Source organism: Eubacterium segne, from assembly GCF_014287775.1.
In the GTDB taxonomy this organism is placed as follows: domain Bacteria; phylum Bacillota; class Clostridia; order Lachnospirales; family Lachnospiraceae; genus Eubacterium_G; species Eubacterium_G segne.
The window spans coordinates 13,218-29,883 of record NZ_JACOOZ010000009.1 but is presented as its reverse complement, the minus strand read 5'-3'; the positions used below and the strand labels follow the sequence as shown (position 1 = coordinate 29,883).

Genomic DNA, 16,666 nt, shown 5'->3' with positions numbered 1-16,666 from the left:
TTTCCTTTAGTATGGTAACTATTGTACCATACAACGTGGAAATCCCCTATAACTTTTTACTGTTCAAGATAGTCCCTTATTCTATCAATATTGTAAAGAGGAATATTGGTCATCCAATCCTGTTTTCTATAATCGGACATAGAAGTTCTCACTGCAAATTTAGGGTTATACTTATCGCAAAATGCCTTTAAGCTCTTAGCCCTGAGATTTTCTTCTGCCTTAACTTCAATAGGAATAACTGAAGTTTTGCCCTGTACTACAAAATCAATCTCCCCTTGAGAATTTGTGGCTGAATAATAATAAGGCATTACTCCATTTTCAGAAATTAATTGTTGTAAAACATATTGCTCTGTAAGGGCTCCTTTAAATTCTGTAAAAATTTTATTTCCCTCTAGAATTACTTTTACATCTAAATCAGTCATTGCAATTAACAAACCAATATCAAGTAAAAAAACTTTAAATGCATTTAAATCCATATAAGCCTTCAACGGCAACGAAGGCTTATTTATTCTCTGTACTTTATGAATTAATCCACAGTCTAAAAGCCACTGAATTGCCAATTCAAAATCCTTTGCCCTGGCACCTTCCCTTACCTGACCATATATATATTTTTTGTTTTCCTTTGCCAACTGCATAGGAATTGAGCTCCATACCAGATTTAATCTTGTAACAAGATTCATCTCCGCATGCTTTGAAAAATCCTGTTGATAATAATTTATAAGATTTTTTTGAAGCTCTCTTACTTTTTTAAAATTTCTAGTGTCAACGTAGGTTTGCACCACTTCCGGCATTCCACCAACATAGTAATATTCACGAAGTCTATCTATATATTTATCTTTAAAGGTATTTACCATATCTGTGTCCTTACCTTGGAGAATGTCTACATATCTCTCTTCTCCTAATGCACATAAAAATTCCTGAAAATTAAGGGGATACAAATCCATAAAGTCAACTTTTCCCACAGGAAATGATGTTTTTTTATGCATTGCTACACCTAAAAGAGAACCGGCAGCCACAATAGCATATTCCGGCGCATTTTCATAAAAATACTTTAAAGATGACAGTGCTCTTGGAACCTCCTGAATTTCGTCAAAAATTAATAACGTATTTTCCCTTTCAATGGTTACACCGGTTTCAATTTCAATAGCCAGTATTATTCTCTCAATATCAATCTGACCTTCAAAAACCCCCTTCATCCTGACATTGCTGTCAAAATTTACATATGCCACATTCTCAAAACACTCTCTTCCAAATTCCTTCATAAGCCATGTTTTTCCTACCTGTCTGGCACCTCGTATAATAAGTGGTTTTCTACTTTCACTGTCCTTCCATTTTTTTAATTTTTCCAATGCAAAACGTCTCATACAACCACACCCTTTTCTTTATTATCCTTCTTTTTATATAATTATATCCATGTTATTTTTACACGTCAACATTTTTAAGGACGTAAAAATGTATTTTTCTTACATTTTAAGGACGTAAAAGTGTGTTTTGTTACATTTTTAAGGACGTAATTGTTTTTTTTACACGACAACCTCACTCTTCATTGCTTTTCGATTCATGAGGATTCTTCTTTCCATACATCCACGCTGAAATTACCGAAACCAGCGGTACTGTAAGTATAATTCCAAGTGTTCCCGATATACCTTTTATTACCTCGATTCCAATGGAGTACATATTAATAATCTGTAAATACGGCATCATATATGCGTAAATAAGTATCATCGTGTTTATTGCTCCGCCGGTAAATGCCAATATTAATGTGTTAGACATTGTTCCCATCATATCTTTTCCCACATGTATACCTGATTTAAACAACTCTTTTGTAGTAAGTTCAGGTCGCTTGTTATGTATTTCCTCTATTGTGGCAGAAATGGAAACAGCCACATCCATTACTGCTCCAAGGGAAGCAATTAATATTCCTGAAAAAAACACTCCACCTATTTGAAGCTTACTGTTTTGGGAAACATATACCATCGTTTCTATATCTTCTATATTATAACCGGTTATACGGGTTATTTTTCCAAATACCGTGGCAAATATTCCGGCAATTAGAACTCCAAGTATGGTACCTGCAATAGCACAAATTCCTTTTTTGTTGTAGCCGCATATAAGGTATATGGAGACTATCGTTACAAATATTACCACCAGAACTGCTGCCCAGAAAGGCGAACAGCCAATGTACATTAAGGGGATGTATAGATATATTACGCATACAAAGGTAAATATAAGTGCCAGCATGGATTTAATGCCACGTTTTCCCCCTACGGCAAATAATCCAATGGCTAGAACAGCTACAATCCCCCAAATAATGTTTCCTCTGTCATATCCATATATACTTCCTGACAATTCATCATTGTAACTGCTAAGCTGCACGATTACTTTTGTTCCCTTTGTACAATATGTTCCGTAAAGGTATCCATTCATATTGTTAGCATCACAGATTTTTCCTTTATATTTTCCGGATCTGATTTTCACTTTTACATTTTGGCTCCCACCGTTTACCTGATTATCTACTGTATTATCCTCTGTTACTTCCACTACTTCGCCCTTTACGAAATTAAAATTGTCATCAGATAGCAAAGGGACTCTGGTTATCCGGGAGTTGAATAACCAAAGTCCTGCTGCGAAGATTATAAGGAAAACAACAAATATAACATTTGAATATTTCTTCATTAAATTAATCCTCAATTTTTTAACAGATTATCTATTTAGCCTTTACTTTAAATGAAACTTTTTTGTTTCCAAACTTTACGGTAATCTTTACTGCTTTTTTGCTCTTCTTTAATGCCTTAATTTTTCCTGTTGCAGAAATGCTTACAACCTTTTTGTTTGAAGTTGTGTATTTAACGTTCTTTCCTGTAACACCGTTTACCGTAAGTTTTAACTGTAATGTTTTTCCTTTCTTTAAAGTAATTGTCTTACCTGTTTTAACTGTCTTCCTGCCTGCCTTTAATGACAACTTCTGTACCGGCTTGTTAACTTTGTTATCATCCTTTTTGTCATCATTATTTGTTTCAGCTTTCTTCTGTAAGCCTGATTTTGCCTTTAAAAGGTTATTGTAGTTGTATTCAAATATTTTCTGACCAATAACAAGCTTTGTATCCATTGTCTTATCTAACAATGTGGAAAATCCTGTCTTCAAAGTTGTTGTTTTATCTTTCTGATAATCCCCCTGAGCATATCCATAGTAGTTAAGCATATCATCAGGATTATCATTGTCGTTGTTCTTGTCGTAAGCCTTTACAAGGTCTAAGGCACCCTTGTCTTCCCCTGTGTACTGCATAAGATTTTTTGCACTTTCAATTGCCTTTTGAAGTGTATCCCATGACTGTGTTGTATAACCATCATTCTTAACATTTTCTGCTTCGGTTATTAACTCTTTCATGGAGATATTATCATTTGTTTTGTACAATGTATAATCATCTGCATATTTATTTCCGTTGTAATCATATGTCTTTATTACAAGGGAATTATCTGTAAAATCAATAGTTGAAAATGTTGGGAGCTGTGTATTAGAACGCTCTGCTATATAATACTGTTTTGTGGTTGCTAATTTGTAGAACTTACTTCCGCTGGCTGAACCTGCTGCAATGTAAAGTGTTCCTTCCGGATTAACTGCAACGGAATCTCCATAATTTATTGCTGTACCATCTGCCATTAAGTAAGATCTTGCGTAGGAATGGTCGTGACCTGTTAAGCACACATCAATTCCAAACTCATCCATTAAAGGTGCAAACAAAACTCTTAAGTTAGCACCGTCTGTATCAGAATGTGGCTGACCTGAACCATAAATGTCATGATGGAACATAACAACTTTCCACTTTGCATCCTTGTGACTTGCCACTGCTTTTTTAAGTAATTCCTTATGCTCTACTGTATTTCTGTTGTTACTGTTTAAACTGATAAACAACACATTGCCGTAACTAAAGTAATAATCTGAGCCTGAATTCGTGCTTCCTAAATTGTCATCTGAATTAGGGTTATTGTAATGGAATTTGTAATCTGTTCCTTTGCTTTCGTGGTTGCCTATAGTTGTTGCCAAAGGAAGATTTCTCAAGATTGAAGGATATGTAAATCCTGCATATTCGCTTTCTCTTACATTCTTCCCATCTGAGCTGTCTGTTCCTGAATAATCAATCTGGTCACCTGCTGATAATATAAAGCTTGCATTTGGTGCTGTTACCTTTGACTGCTCCAATGTCTTATTCCAGTTGTAAGTGTCAACGGCAATGTTTAAATCATCATCTGTTCCCTGTCCCTTTGAACCTGAAGCTCCAACCTGTGGGTCACCTACAAGAATTGTCTGAAATGATGATGTTTTCTTTGTTGTATATGCCTTTGCTTCACTCCAGTTTGGATTTTTAACATCGTCTGTGTAGCTGTAATAATAAGTAGTGTCTTCTTCAAAATAATCTTCTATTGTAATTTTATTTGATGCCTTGTATGTATTTTTCTGGTTTGAACGGTTAATTTCCGTTGCTGTTCCCTTAAATTCCTTTGCATCACTTAAATCCGATTTCTTTCCAACCTTAACTGCCGGCTCACCTTTTTCTTTGGAGTACCATGCAAATCCTAAATCCTTAGCGTCTTTTCCCGGTGTAAGAATAATTTTTGATGAATCATAGGCTTCCCCTTCTCTTGTAAGGTTTCCCTCTGAATCTTTTATATTCCATACCGTATCTTTCCAATTGCTGTAGTCTGATATGTTCTGTGTATCAGCGAATAATGTGCTGTTTCCACTTGTTTCTCCATATGCGAATACATTAGCCGGTGCTGATGTAGCCGCCATTGTTACTGCCATAGCTATTGCTGCGATCTGGGCAATATTCTTTTTTCTCATATTAATTTTCTCCTTCTGCCATAACGGCTTTTACTAAATGCACATTTCATTTTGTGTATTTAATTCTCAATTTAATACTTGTCTGATAAGCCTTATCGGGTTTTATTTTATCTGCCCTATGTTAAATTGTAAGGAGGAGTAATATTAAATTTAAGTAAAAATTATTCCCTGTATTTTAAATATTCCAAAAATTTTACCACTGCCACCGGCTGGTGCACCAAGAGGCAGGAGGCACTCTACCCTTCCTGCCATATTCACAATAATTGGCACATGTTTCCTTCGTATTGTTTGGATTTTTACCATATTCAGACTTTCCCCATCTCTGGAAAGTCTTTTTGTGCTGTTTCCTGTTTCCTGGGTGATAACAATTGTTATGATGTTAAGTAGTTATGTTATTATTGTGCGATTTCTGCCAACTTCTTAAGTATTCGTCCCGAAACCTCCACATAATATGCAGCATCCGCAGTGGATAGTTCATCTTTGTCTATTGCCTCAAACTTTTTCATCATGCTTAAGTAACTGTTCATATATTTTCCATAATCCGCAACCATTCCTAAAATGTTATCGGAACTTTTATAATTTTTCATAAAATCAACGTATTCATTAAAGAACTCTTCATAGCCATCCATCATTTCCTTAAAATCCGCTGAAACTTTTGAATCAGATTTTTTTTCTTTCTTATTTGCTTTAGTTGTTTCTAATTTAGGGATTTCAGTTGTATTTTCTTCACTATCTACGTCTTCGCTTTCTGTCTCTGCTATGGTTTTCTGTTCCTCAACACCCCCATTGGTTTGTTCTTTCATAGCTACTTCATATTTTTTCTGATTGTTATTATCCACTTTGCCTTTAATATTAAACACCAATGCCAAAACCACTATTATACCTATAATAGTCAGTATCTTGTGTCTCTTAATCGCCTCAACCACTTTGTTTGATTTCTTTTCATTGTTTTCTTCCATAATTTTACATCTCCTTTACATCCTTTGCTATTTGGCGTACCCGTCGTTCAGTTAAATTTAGGTGTTTCGCCATTTCCTTAGGTTTCATTGTATCTAAATTTTCCGCTATAAATTTTCGCGTAAATTCTTTAGAATACAAACGTTGTGGAAACTGAACAGACAATCCCCGATAATAACTCCATATCCTTTTGGTGTTAGTTTCCCCAATTAGCTCCGCTAACTCCTTATAGATTTCACAATAATTATCCACGTTGCTACTCAATTTCATCACCTCTGAATTTGATTTTACAGAATCGTGAGGGAATTTGATACTTGCTGTTTTCTCTGAAAATTCCATTGAAATTTACCAGGCATATTTCTTTTTTTTGCCTTCTCCTTTCTGAAGTCCATTAGGTTGCTTCATCACAGCCTTTGTAAATTTCGCGAATATATTTTTTAATTGTTATTAGATAAAGTGGCAAAATATTTTCCCATAAAAAAACCGGTAAGTGGATTTTAACTTTCCTCTTACCGGTTTTATACTTTTTTACTATTATCTTGTTGCCATCAGTCCCAAATAAAACAGCACTATAATTCCTACTACAATACCTATTCCTTTTAATAATTTTTTCTTCATTTGTTACACCTCCTACTTATCCTTAAATACATATTTATATTCATCCTGATTATAGCTTTGTGATAAAAAGCTCTTAATTAATGTTTCCGCATTTGTTCTTGCATTCTCCAGCAAACCATTTGCCTTGGCGTCTTCCTCTGTCTGCTTTTTCAGTTTTTTAAGCTCCTCAACATTTTCTTCAACCTTTATGTTATTGAAAATGCTTTCCTGCTGATGATATACCTTAAAAGAATCCAGTTTTAATTCTGAACTTAGTATTTTTGCCTCCGGCATGTGAACGGTAACTACTTTTTCTTTACGTTCAACATCATAGTCTATATCAGCAAAATCGTAACCTGCCTTTATAACCACATCACAGCTAAAAACATATTTACTTTCAGTAAATGGAATCTTTATGGAGCCAAACATTTTTCTCCAATCATCTGTTGAACCTACTCCGGTGCAATATGCCGACTGAGTAGCCAATTCCCCAATATTTTCAAATCCCAGCTTGATGGTTTTGTTCATGTATGTTGTATATTTTCCTATTCCAAAATATGTCACACCTGCTAAACATGCCAAAATTAATAATACTGTGATTATTTTCCTTACAGTTCCTTTAAAAATTTTCTTCATGTTTTTTCCCTCTCTTATCTTATGAATCCGGTTTTTACCCACCAACATTATACATTATTCAAATCTAATATCAATCATTTCCTTAAGCATAATCCATATTTTTTACTGTTTTGGTGGTAGAAATATTTATTTGTGGTATACTAGTTATCAGTTTTCCCTTGTGAACTTTACATTACGTTGTATAATAGGTATGTTAAATAGGAAAAAGGAAACAAAATGAGCGAAGTTTATTTTTCAGGATGTTTCCAATGAATTGCCACTAACCGAAGAGAGGGGGCACTACATATTATATAGGAGGATAAGATTATGGCGGAATCAAATGAAATTTTGGAAGGAAAATATATTCGTGCAGACAAACTGCAAAAAGCCATTCATAACTTTTTAAGAAACAAAGATAAAGCCGATATGTACAGGGAAATTGCCGAAATATATAAATCATTGGGAGATTACAAAGACTCTCCTACTAAGTACGAGGCTTGTTTAAAAAAGGCAGCTGAACACGATGAACTTGCCAAAGACGAAAAGGAAGTTCTTCCTACAGTTCCTACTGAGAAAAAGGATAAAAAAAATCACCATGTAGGACTTATTATTTTAATTGTGTGTGGCGTTTTGGTCCTTGGTGCTATTGGTGGAGCAATATACTTTAAAACCCAGCCGGGAAGATATGCCCGTGCTTCATATTATGAAAAAGTAGGAAATTACGAAAAAGCTTACAAAATGTTTAAAGGCTTAGAAGATGAAAACTACAGTGACAGTAAAGAACTTTGCACCAGAAGCAGATATGAATATGCAGGTGAATGTGTAAAGAATAAGGACTACAAAACAGCCCTTAAAACCTACCAGCTACTGGGAGATTATCAGGATAGTGCCTCAAAGCTGGCAGAAGTTGAATTACAAATTATTAAAACTTCAAAAATTGGTTCAACTGTATTTTTTGGTGAGTATCACTGGTTGCTTGTGGATAAGAACGGTTCTGATTATCTTCTTGTAAAATTGGTTCCTGTACTGGGACTTCCTTACAACGAGGAAGCAAAAGCTACCACATGGCATGATTGTACTCTTCGCAAATATTTAAATGGTGAATTTTTAAATGAATCATTTAGCACGGAAGCCCAAAAATATATTGCAGATACTGAAATTACAATTTCTGATAATGCAGATTATAAAACTGTAGGTGGTGAGTCTACCACTGACAAAGTATTTATTTTAAACAGTCAGCAGGAATTGAAATATCAGAAAACTTTAAATAATAACGACAGAACATGTTGGCTTATTGAACCGGGTCAGACCCAGTCAACAGCTCAATTTTCAGCTTACGGACACATTATGACATACGGCTATCCTGTATCTGCCATAAACCTATATGCCCGTCCGGCACTTTGGGTTTCAGCAGAATAATTATTTTTAAACCACATAGAAGAAGCTTTGCAGATTTTATACAAACCTGCAAAGCTTTTTTATTCATTAAAATATCCTATATATTTTACTTCATGTTTTCCCTTAGGGAATAAATACTTGTATAAATCCACAAAATAATCATCTGTCATGCTGGCAATGTAGTCAACTACAATATCATCCGGAGTATTTTCCTCATAATCTGCATCAGAATAATATCCTGTCATTTTTTTTACATATGCTATATGGTGTTTGTACAAAACAGATTCCTTATTATGAGATTTTGCATCCTTAAGAAGCCTTAAATATATTTCCTCCATCATAGGATTAATTTCTTCTTCATAGACCTTACCAACTTTGACGTTTCCATAAATCATTTCATAATTTTCCTTTTTTCCCTGGGAAAATGCTTCAAAGTAATCTTTGTCCATTTTCAGATAGTTTTTGCCATAACTGTTTTCCACAATATTTACAATCATATTGTTAATTATTTCTGCATTTGTATTACCTATCTTCCCACCAAAGAAATCCGGTTCCTTTTCAAACAATCCCAATTTTTGGGCATCCTGACGATCCTTCCCTAAATAAGCAATAATATCTGAAATACGCATTACACAGGCTTCCAAAGTAGCCGGAACCAGTCGCCTGTTAGCATCCATATCCTTATAGCACTCTTCAACCTTTTCATCAAAAATCTTAAAATCTGCATATTTCCGTGGCATATATTTTTCCAGTTCCATTTCCCCATTGTGACATAAAATTCCATCAAGGGTTTGCATACTAAGATTTTGAGGAAAAATTTTATCCAAAACCCGCACACTATGTACATTGTGATTGAAATATCTTCCCGTACTTCCAAAATAAAGTTCGTTAAGCTTTCTCTCTCCGGCATGTCCAAATGGTGTGTGCCCAATATCGTGTCCTAAAGAAATTGACTCAATAAGGTCTGTATTAAGTCCCAACAAACTACCTATATTTCTGGCTATCCTTGACACCAGCTGTACATGACTTGAACGCCTGGATATATCGTCATTTTTATATAATGAAAAAACCTGTGTTTTATCTGCATAGCGATTGTACATGGGAAGATGCATTATTTTCTCACAATCCCTTACAAAAGCCGGGCGCAGAAGCTTGTTTTTATCATGGCTCATATTCCTTCTAAGAACATCTTCATTTGAAAATGCATACGGATTATCCCGGTGATTTTTACGGTCATCAAGGATTCTTTCCTGTAATTCTTTAGATAAATCATTGTAGTGGGGCATAGATTACCTCCTTATGCTAACAATTCTCTAACCATGTCAGCATCAAATGTTACTGACTTAACATGATTTACCTCTATCCGGTAAAGCGCATTTGCCGTAATATGTTCTGCTGCCTGCTCCAAATCCCTGATACCACTTGTATTTTTATAAATCTCAATAACTGCATCCACCGCTTCCGGTGTCATAATGCACTCATTTTCCTTAAGACCAATTTTCTTTAGTATCTTAGGCAATGCAAATTGAGAGAAAATAATTCTCTTTTCATCCGGCGTGTAGTCCGGTATGTCTATTACTGCAAATCTTGACATAAGCGGAGCGCTTATTTGTGACTTATCGTTGGCAGTTGCTATAGGATAAACACCAACGGTCGGTATCATACATTCCATATAATTGTCCGTAAATCCAAGATTATCCAAAAGAGTAAGCAGTACATCTGCCGGATTACCATTACCTTTTCCTGACGTTGCCTTGTCCAACTCGTTAATTATAAATACCAGATTTGACTCTCCTGCCATAGAGAAGGCTTCCATAATAATTCCCGGCTTTGCATTGGAATAAATACGGGATGAACCTGTAAGCTGTTCAGGGTCATTGATGGAACTCATATCAAGGGTAGTCCACGGCAACTTCAAAATACGTGCCACTGCGTAAGCAATCTGGGATTTACCGGTTCCTGCCGGCCCAACTAAAAGAAGTCCATATGCCGGAAGTGTATGAGTACGGTTAATCTGAATAATTGTTTCTATAATTCTCTGCTTAACTTTTTCCATTCCATAAAGCTCTTCGTCCAAAATTCTACGTGCTTCATCCGGGTCAATTGCCTCGAAATAATTGTTTTTCCACTGAATATTCATCATAATGGAAAGGGCTCTTTGGGCATGATGTCTTTCCTCCTGGGACACTTCATTAGAACGTGCCACGGCTAAGTTTCTCCTTGCCCATAAACGTATATTGTCCGGCAATGTACGTCCGGCACAATTCATAAAATCCGTAATACTTTGGAGGCTGGTCAGCTTCATGCTGTCTCCATCTTCTTCCATATCCTCATCTTCTATTTCCTCTTTTGGTGGATTACTTGCTAATAATCTTTCAATCATAAACTGAAGAAAGCCATCTTCAGCTGAAAGTTTTGTGCCACCACCAAAAGCTGTTTCCCTTATTTTATAAACAGCATAGCCATCTTTCTGATTTTCTCCTGACAGTCTAACACTAATGTGATTTTCCCCTAACCATTTAAGAAGGCTCACAAATCTTGAATCAATTTTCAGGATATTAGCGCTTACCGTACCATCTTCTTCATTAAATTCAAAAGCTGTTTTTGTGTTTGGATTGGTAAAAACACCACTGGAATGATGTTTCCACTTTCTGTCACTGTTATCTAATATCATTATAGGATGATTAGCTGATGCTTCGCTTTCGCTTGAACGAAATGTAGTATAAGTACATTCGCTTTTCTTCTTATCATCCGGTGTATTCTTAAAATCAAAAACTGGCATAATTTTTCTCCTTTAGTTTTATTATTAATATTCCAAAAATTCCCTTACAATTTTATCATATACAAATATGTTTTTGTACCAGAAGATTGATATTTGCTAAAAATTTTGTTGCAAAAACCGTGTTATATACCAGCTAAAAAAACAGGTGGAGCCATACCATCTGTTTTCGTCTCATGCATTATAATTTTTAGTAAGTAAACAACTGTGTCCAATATGTCCTTCCGTTTGCTCCTACATAATATACCACACCTATTTTTTTGAAGCTGGAATTTAGAATATTCGCTCTATGTCCTGAACTGTTCATCCATCCATTCATTACTTCTTCAGGGCTTCTCTGTCCCCATGCTATGTTTTCACCGGCACCCATAAATTTTACTCCACATATTGTAACAACACCTGTAATTATAAATGCTATAATTGATTGCTTCATTAATACCTCCATTTCTATGGGGCGCGTCACAAATGTTACAAAAATGTTACAAAACAATAATAACATATTGGAAATGACTCCACCATACACAAAATACGGAATTAATGCAATTGTTTGGAGGATGCTAAAATATTATGTAAATAACTTGTTGCTATGAAGATGACAATTATCGTCGTTGTTTATTATTTTCACTCTTTGTACACTCTTCACCAGTATCCTTATTTAATTAAGATTTGAAAGAGATTTCATAATCAAATCGATATCCTGATTTTCAAGTTCCTGTATTATATGTAAATACGTTTTCTGTGTTGTGGTCATACTTGCATGTCCCAGCCTTCTAGCCACACTTCCAATTGACACCCCTGCATATAACAAAATAGACGCATGAGTATGCCTAAGTCCATGTACTGAAATTTCTGAAATTCCAAGTTTCTTACAATATCTACTAAGAATTCCATTGATAGTTGAATTATATATCTGCTCGTATACACCATTAATCTTTTTTACAAAAATAGGTTCATCCGGTTCTAAATTCTTTGTCAGAGTTGCAAATTGCATTACCGTCTGCCAATCAATTTGAATTTTTCTAACAGATGATTTATTCTTAGTCAAAGCAAATCCACCATTAGACTTATAATCCCAAGTCTTGCTGATTGATAGGCTTTGATGTGCAAAATCAAAATCGCTTGGTGTAAGTGCCAAAGCCTCTGAAAATCTCATTCCCGTCTTTGCCACCAATAAAATAAAGTAATCCCAATTCACTTCTCTCCCCAGTTCTAAACCTGCTAACAGGTTATGAAGTTCAAACTGATTTAAATATTTAACCTTTTTTTCTCTAGGTGTTTTCCCCTTGATTATTACTTTTCTCGTTGGATCCCTAGGTATAAGTCCCTCATCAACTGCATCAAGAATAGCACCTTTTAATTGATGGTGAAAATCCATAGTTGTCTGTCTCTCATGATATACTGCATAATCATTTATTAATTGTTGATACACAATTCTGGATAAATCGCACAACCTAACTATTGGAATAAGTTTTTGCAACCATTTTAATGTCATCCTGTATTTTGCAAAAGTAACATCTCTAATTGCCCCTTCCTTATAAACACTCATCCATTGCCTATAGTAATCTACTACTAAATCTGTTGCTTTTATTTCATCTAGCATCTTTAATCCTCCTGTTTTCTAATACTGATGAAGAGCAACTATATTTTACAATGTAGTAATCTATTTCTTCCAGTCTATCTGTCCCAATTTTCAGGTTCCTTTATATCTTTTCCACCTGAAAGAATAAAATCTTCCAAGAATGAATTAACTCGGTTATTAACCTTAAACATTGGCATTTTTTCTCCCTCTGTACATGCAAAATATTCCTGTGCATCCTCCTTTATTACTGAGGCCTTCAATGCATCAAATCGACCATATTCATTAATATTCTCTTTAGTAACATTAGCATTTAATAATGCATTGACAAGATCAACATCCACGCCAAAATATTTTGACAATCTTTCAATCTGCGAACGCTTTGCATCATTTGAATACCGATAAATATAATCCTGCAAAGTCAATCCTTCCTGAAGTATGGCATCTCCAGTTTGAACGTCATGTAAAAACAAATTAGCCATCTTTTGGTCTTCCTGTGACAAAAACGCAAATGAATTATGTAATTGTTCTAAAGTATCATTTAACTCTTCTTCAGAAACATTAGGTTGCTGCAATGCCTTTAACCATTTTTCAAATCTTGAATTCATATAATTGTAATCTATCGTTTCTGTTTTTAGCTCTGTTAAGTATGGATCTATTTCAAATGTAATCTCACCATTGTCATCACCATCATCCGAGCTTGAATCAGAATCCTTTTTTCTAAGTTCCTTGTATCTTTGTAGCAAAATATTGTACATGTCTTCTGTCGGTAAAACTTTTATGTATATGCTTTCTCCGTCATCTTCGTCCTCATCCACTATATCTTTCCAATCAAATCCCTGAATTTCTGCGGCCTGCAAATATGTTGAAAACTGTCTAAATAATTTAGCAAACTTAGCCTTTGATGTTGTATCATCTGGAAGTTTTTCTAAGTTAGCAACTCCTGCACCTGCAAACACATCCATCATCTCTTTAAATGTCAAATTCATATGTTCAACATTTTGTGGAAGGTGATCAACAAACAGCCCCGCCGGTCTGTCACCTGAATACAATTTAACTGCTAATTCTATATTCTGCTTCATTGTATGTGGCTTTCTGTAATAGCGAATAGAACCAAACGGCTTTTCATTAATATTAAACAATCTGTTTGTTCTGGAAAAAGCCTGTATTAAATTCTGATATGCTAATACCTTATCTAAATACAAGGTATTAATCCATTTAGAATCAAATCCCGTAAGCATCTGATTAACTACAATCAGTAAATCTAACTGTTGTTCCTGTTTAATTCTTTCATATGGTTTTTTATGCGCTAACCTGGCGGATGCATCCTTCTTAAATGATGCATAGCCACCTATGTCAAAATGCTGATCATATAACTCATTATAATCTTCAAGCATTTCCTTTAATCCATCTTCTTTATCTAAAGATTTCTGACCACTTGCATTATCAATTGTTGGATCAAACAATCCGGTCACTTTAAGCTTTGGCATTCTTTCTTTAAACTTCTTATAATAGCTAATTGCCTCCGGAATACTACTTGTTGCAAAAATAGCATGAAACTTGTTATTTCTACTCATTACAAGCCAATTGTCTGCAATGTCATCTACTATGGCATACTGATAATTATCATTTTCATACTGTTCTCTAGGAAGATAACTTTCAATTCCCTTTATGACAGTTCCATCATCTAAATATGTATCAGCCATAGGAACTTTCTGATCAGACATATAGTGATAATATTTCTTGCTTTTTTCAGGATCTTGTAACGCTTCTTCAATAGACTCAGCTTTGGCCTTATACAGTGCAACCTTATTTCTTATATCCCTATCCTTATAGACCATCACCATAGATGGATCAAATCCTAATACGTTTTTATCTCTAATACCATCAGCAATACTATATCTATGTAACTCATTACCAAATATATCTGCTGTGGTGCTCATTACTTTTTCGTTCTCTGTAAAAACAGGAGTTCCTGTAAATCCAAAGAATAATGCGTTTGGGAATGTTTCTTTTATTGTACTAAGCATTTCTCCAAAAGTTGACCTATGGCATTCATCTATTATAAACACTATTCGTTTTGCCTGCATATCTTCAAGATCTTTAGTTCTCATCTTTATCGCAGCATCTTTCTTTATGTTGCTCATTTTCTGTATTGAGGAAACTATCAACGTGTCTTTCGGATCTATACTCTTTAATTTTCCAATAAGCATAATTGTATCTTCTGTTTCCTGAACATCGTCAACATTATCTGCAAATGCTCTATACTCTTTTAATGATTGCGTTCCCAACTCGATTCTGTCCATTAAAAATACCACTTTGTCTGCATCTTTAGAATTAGCGATTAATTGAGCTGATTTAAATGATGTCATTGTCTTTCCGGAACCTGTTGTATGCCAAACATATCCTCCTAACTGATTTCCATCTTTCCAATCCTTTTTTGAAACACAATCGGAAATTCTATTAGCGGCGTAATACTGATAACTTCTCATAACCTTAAGTACTCCATCAGAGTCATCAGCAACTGTATAGAAACCTACCAATTGATGAGCTAGTGGAATAGATAAAATAGTTGAAGCTATGACTCTCCAATCATTAATTGGTTCATTATTAAAATCTGCCCAATGGAAAAAGAAATCCGTATTAAACCTACCATCCGGTCCCGGATTTGCAAAATATAATGTTTCTTCCGGATTCATAGCAAAGAAAATCTGTATAAGTGAAAAAATACCAGTGAATACACCTTCATGTGCGTACTTCATTATCTGATTAGTTGCTTCCGAAACAGGAACCCCGGTCCTTTTTAATTCAATATGAAATACCGGCATTCCGTTAATTAAGAGCATGATATCACCACGTCTGTCTTGCAACACTTTTTCATGTCGTTTAAAAATAGGCTGCTCAACAATCTGATATCTGCTTTGTCCGGCAGCTATTTCCATTCTGTCATAAATTTTTAAACTTACTTCTTTTCCGTAATGTAAAGTATCATCTGGATTTTTTCTGGTAATAGAAACCGTCTTACCATTAATAAATCCATTAAGAGCTAATGGTGTACGCAAATTTTTAATCTGTTCAATTAATTCATCCATTTCTTCACGAGTCAACGGACAATCATTAAGTCTGTCAATCTCTCTATTATTCTCAAAGAGAATATTAGCCCAGTTTTGAATAAGCTGGTCTTCTGTTGGGTTCTTAATAATTTGTTTTTCCCATCCATTACTCTGTAGTGCAGTAATAAGTGCACTTTCAAATTCTAATTCTTTACTAAATCCGCTCATACTTTTTCTCCTATTTTTTATATAATTTATTGTTATTTGCTCACTCTGATGAAGGGCGATAAGGTGGTCAAGTTGGCGAAAGAAAGCGCCTATAATCTTTTGCTCTTCTTCTGATGGAATTGCTATTTCTTGATTGTCCAAATCATTTTTGTTGAGATTACCGATTGCACCATTCCCGCCAGCCACAAACAACTCGATAAACCGTCTGTACCAAGATGATCCCATTAAGGCGTTTACAAAGTGTGGTTCTTTCGTTGTGCCAAGAAGCATAAATCCACCGTGAACAGCAGATTCTTCCGGGATTCCACTAATAATCGTGTGTTTTCCAACAAGTCTTGATGACCCATTTGCAGCGGTAATGAGAATGTCGTTTGCTCTTGCATAGTCAATATTAACGGCTTCACGCACAACAAAAACATCTTCATCGCTTAGTGTAAAACTATCCTCGGCTATATTTGATGAGCGCAGAACACGAACCCCGTTTTTCCGAATATCAGAAGGTTTGTATGTTAGCCCACGGCGAGTTGTCACAACATCTGAGAACTTACGCTGTTCCCAAGATATATAACTATATCTTGAGCAAAAAATAAGTATCAAGACAGTTATATGTTATTATAAAT

Annotated in this window: 12 protein-coding genes; 1 reads left to right on the top strand and 11 read right to left on the bottom strand. The window is 34.9% G+C overall.

Going from position 1 to position 16,666, the window contains the following annotated elements; all coding sequences use genetic code 11:
* Positions 1-56 precede the first annotated feature (56 nt).
* From H8S00_RS11705 to H8S00_RS11680, 6 genes are all read right to left on the bottom strand, one after another.
* On the bottom strand, positions 57-1,364 hold the full coding sequence (locus H8S00_RS11705) for an ATP-binding protein (RefSeq protein ID WP_186840617.1): 1,308 nt from the start codon (positions 1,362-1,364) through the stop codon (positions 57-59).
* A gap of 172 nt (positions 1,365-1,536) precedes the next feature.
* Positions 1,537-2,676, bottom strand: coding sequence for a YibE/F family protein (locus H8S00_RS11700; protein WP_186840616.1), 1,140 nt, complete (start codon positions 2,674-2,676; stop codon positions 1,537-1,539).
* 31 nt (positions 2,677-2,707) lie between these two features.
* Positions 2,708-4,843 (bottom strand): purple acid phosphatase family protein, encoded by a 2,136-nt coding sequence (locus H8S00_RS11695; protein ID WP_243053091.1) that lies wholly within the window; start codon positions 4,841-4,843, stop codon positions 2,708-2,710.
* Between the two features lie 395 nt (positions 4,844-5,238).
* On the bottom strand, positions 5,239-5,802 hold the full coding sequence (locus H8S00_RS11690; protein ID WP_186840615.1) for a DUF6591 domain-containing protein: 564 nt from the start codon (positions 5,800-5,802) through the stop codon (positions 5,239-5,241).
* Positions 5,803-5,806: 4 nt separating this feature from the next.
* Positions 5,807-6,139, bottom strand: a complete 333-nt coding sequence (locus tag H8S00_RS11685; RefSeq protein WP_021952566.1) for a hypothetical protein — start codon at positions 6,137-6,139, stop codon at positions 5,807-5,809.
* Between the two features lie 291 nt (positions 6,140-6,430).
* Positions 6,431-7,033, bottom strand: a complete 603-nt coding sequence (locus tag H8S00_RS11680) for a DUF4230 domain-containing protein (protein ID WP_021952567.1) — start codon at positions 7,031-7,033, stop codon at positions 6,431-6,433.
* 306 nt (positions 7,034-7,339) lie between these two features.
* Between H8S00_RS11680 and H8S00_RS11675 the strand changes: the two genes are divergently transcribed.
* The gene (locus H8S00_RS11675) at positions 7,340-8,431 is read left to right on the top strand and encodes a DUF6273 domain-containing protein (RefSeq protein WP_021952568.1); all 1,092 of its coding nucleotides are present in this window, start codon (positions 7,340-7,342) and stop codon (positions 8,429-8,431) included.
* A 59-nt stretch (positions 8,432-8,490) separates the two neighbouring features.
* Here H8S00_RS11675 and H8S00_RS11670 read toward each other — a convergent pair whose 3' ends face one another.
* The 5 genes from H8S00_RS11670 to H8S00_RS11650 form a co-directional block, all read right to left on the bottom strand.
* Positions 8,491-9,696 carry a deoxyguanosinetriphosphate triphosphohydrolase family protein gene (locus H8S00_RS11670; protein ID WP_021952569.1) on the bottom strand — a complete coding sequence of 402 codons (1,206 nt, stop codon included), beginning with the start codon at positions 9,694-9,696 and terminating at the stop codon, positions 8,491-8,493.
* An 11-nt stretch (positions 9,697-9,707) separates the two neighbouring features.
* The gene (locus tag H8S00_RS11665) at positions 9,708-11,192 is read right to left on the bottom strand and encodes an AAA family ATPase (RefSeq protein WP_021952570.1); all 1,485 of its coding nucleotides are present in this window, start codon (positions 11,190-11,192) and stop codon (positions 9,708-9,710) included.
* 187 nt (positions 11,193-11,379) lie between these two features.
* Entirely contained in the window at positions 11,380-11,622 is a 243-nt protein-coding gene (locus H8S00_RS11660; protein WP_494545896.1) for a CAP domain-containing protein, read from the bottom strand.
* A 222-nt stretch (positions 11,623-11,844) separates the two neighbouring features.
* Positions 11,845-12,789: a site-specific integrase gene (locus H8S00_RS11655; protein WP_186840612.1), complete on the bottom strand. Its 945-nt coding sequence runs from the start codon at positions 12,787-12,789 to the stop codon at positions 11,845-11,847.
* A 74-nt stretch (positions 12,790-12,863) separates the two neighbouring features.
* A complete protein-coding gene (locus H8S00_RS11650; protein ID WP_279287369.1) occupies positions 12,864-16,643 on the bottom strand; it encodes a type I restriction endonuclease subunit R, EcoR124 family in 3,780 nt (1,259 codons plus the stop codon).
* Positions 16,644-16,666 lie beyond the last annotated feature (23 nt).

What these genes read in the sequence shown, in the direction of transcription:
- H8S00_RS11675 (WP_021952568.1), top strand. Translation starts at nt 7,340, where the DNA reads ATGGCGGAATCAAATGAAATTTTGGAAGGAAAATATATTCGTGCAGAC.
- H8S00_RS11680 (WP_021952567.1), bottom strand. Translation starts at nt 7,033, where the DNA reads ATGAAGAAAATTTTTAAAGGAACTGTAAGGAAAATAATCACAGTATTA.
- H8S00_RS11700 (WP_186840616.1), bottom strand. Translation starts at nt 2,676, where the DNA reads ATGAAGAAATATTCAAATGTTATATTTGTTGTTTTCCTTATAATCTTC.
- H8S00_RS11695 (WP_243053091.1), bottom strand. Translation starts at nt 4,843, where the DNA reads ATGAGAAAAAAGAATATTGCCCAGATCGCAGCAATAGCTATGGCAGTA.
- H8S00_RS11655 (WP_186840612.1), bottom strand. Translation starts at nt 12,789, where the DNA reads ATGCTAGATGAAATAAAAGCAACAGATTTAGTAGTAGATTACTATAGG.
- H8S00_RS11685 (WP_021952566.1), bottom strand. Translation starts at nt 6,139, where the DNA reads ATGGAATTTTCAGAGAAAACAGCAAGTATCAAATTCCCTCACGATTCT.
- H8S00_RS11705 (WP_186840617.1), bottom strand. Translation starts at nt 1,364, where the DNA reads ATGAGACGTTTTGCATTGGAAAAATTAAAAAAATGGAAGGACAGTGAA.
- H8S00_RS11660 (WP_494545896.1), bottom strand. Translation starts at nt 11,622, where the DNA reads ATGAAGCAATCAATTATAGCATTTATAATTACAGGTGTTGTTACAATA.
- H8S00_RS11665 (WP_021952570.1), bottom strand. Translation starts at nt 11,192, where the DNA reads ATGCCAGTTTTTGATTTTAAGAATACACCGGATGATAAGAAGAAAAGC.
- H8S00_RS11690 (WP_186840615.1), bottom strand. Translation starts at nt 5,802, where the DNA reads ATGGAAGAAAACAATGAAAAGAAATCAAACAAAGTGGTTGAGGCGATT.
- H8S00_RS11670 (WP_021952569.1), bottom strand. Translation starts at nt 9,696, where the DNA reads ATGCCCCACTACAATGATTTATCTAAAGAATTACAGGAAAGAATCCTT.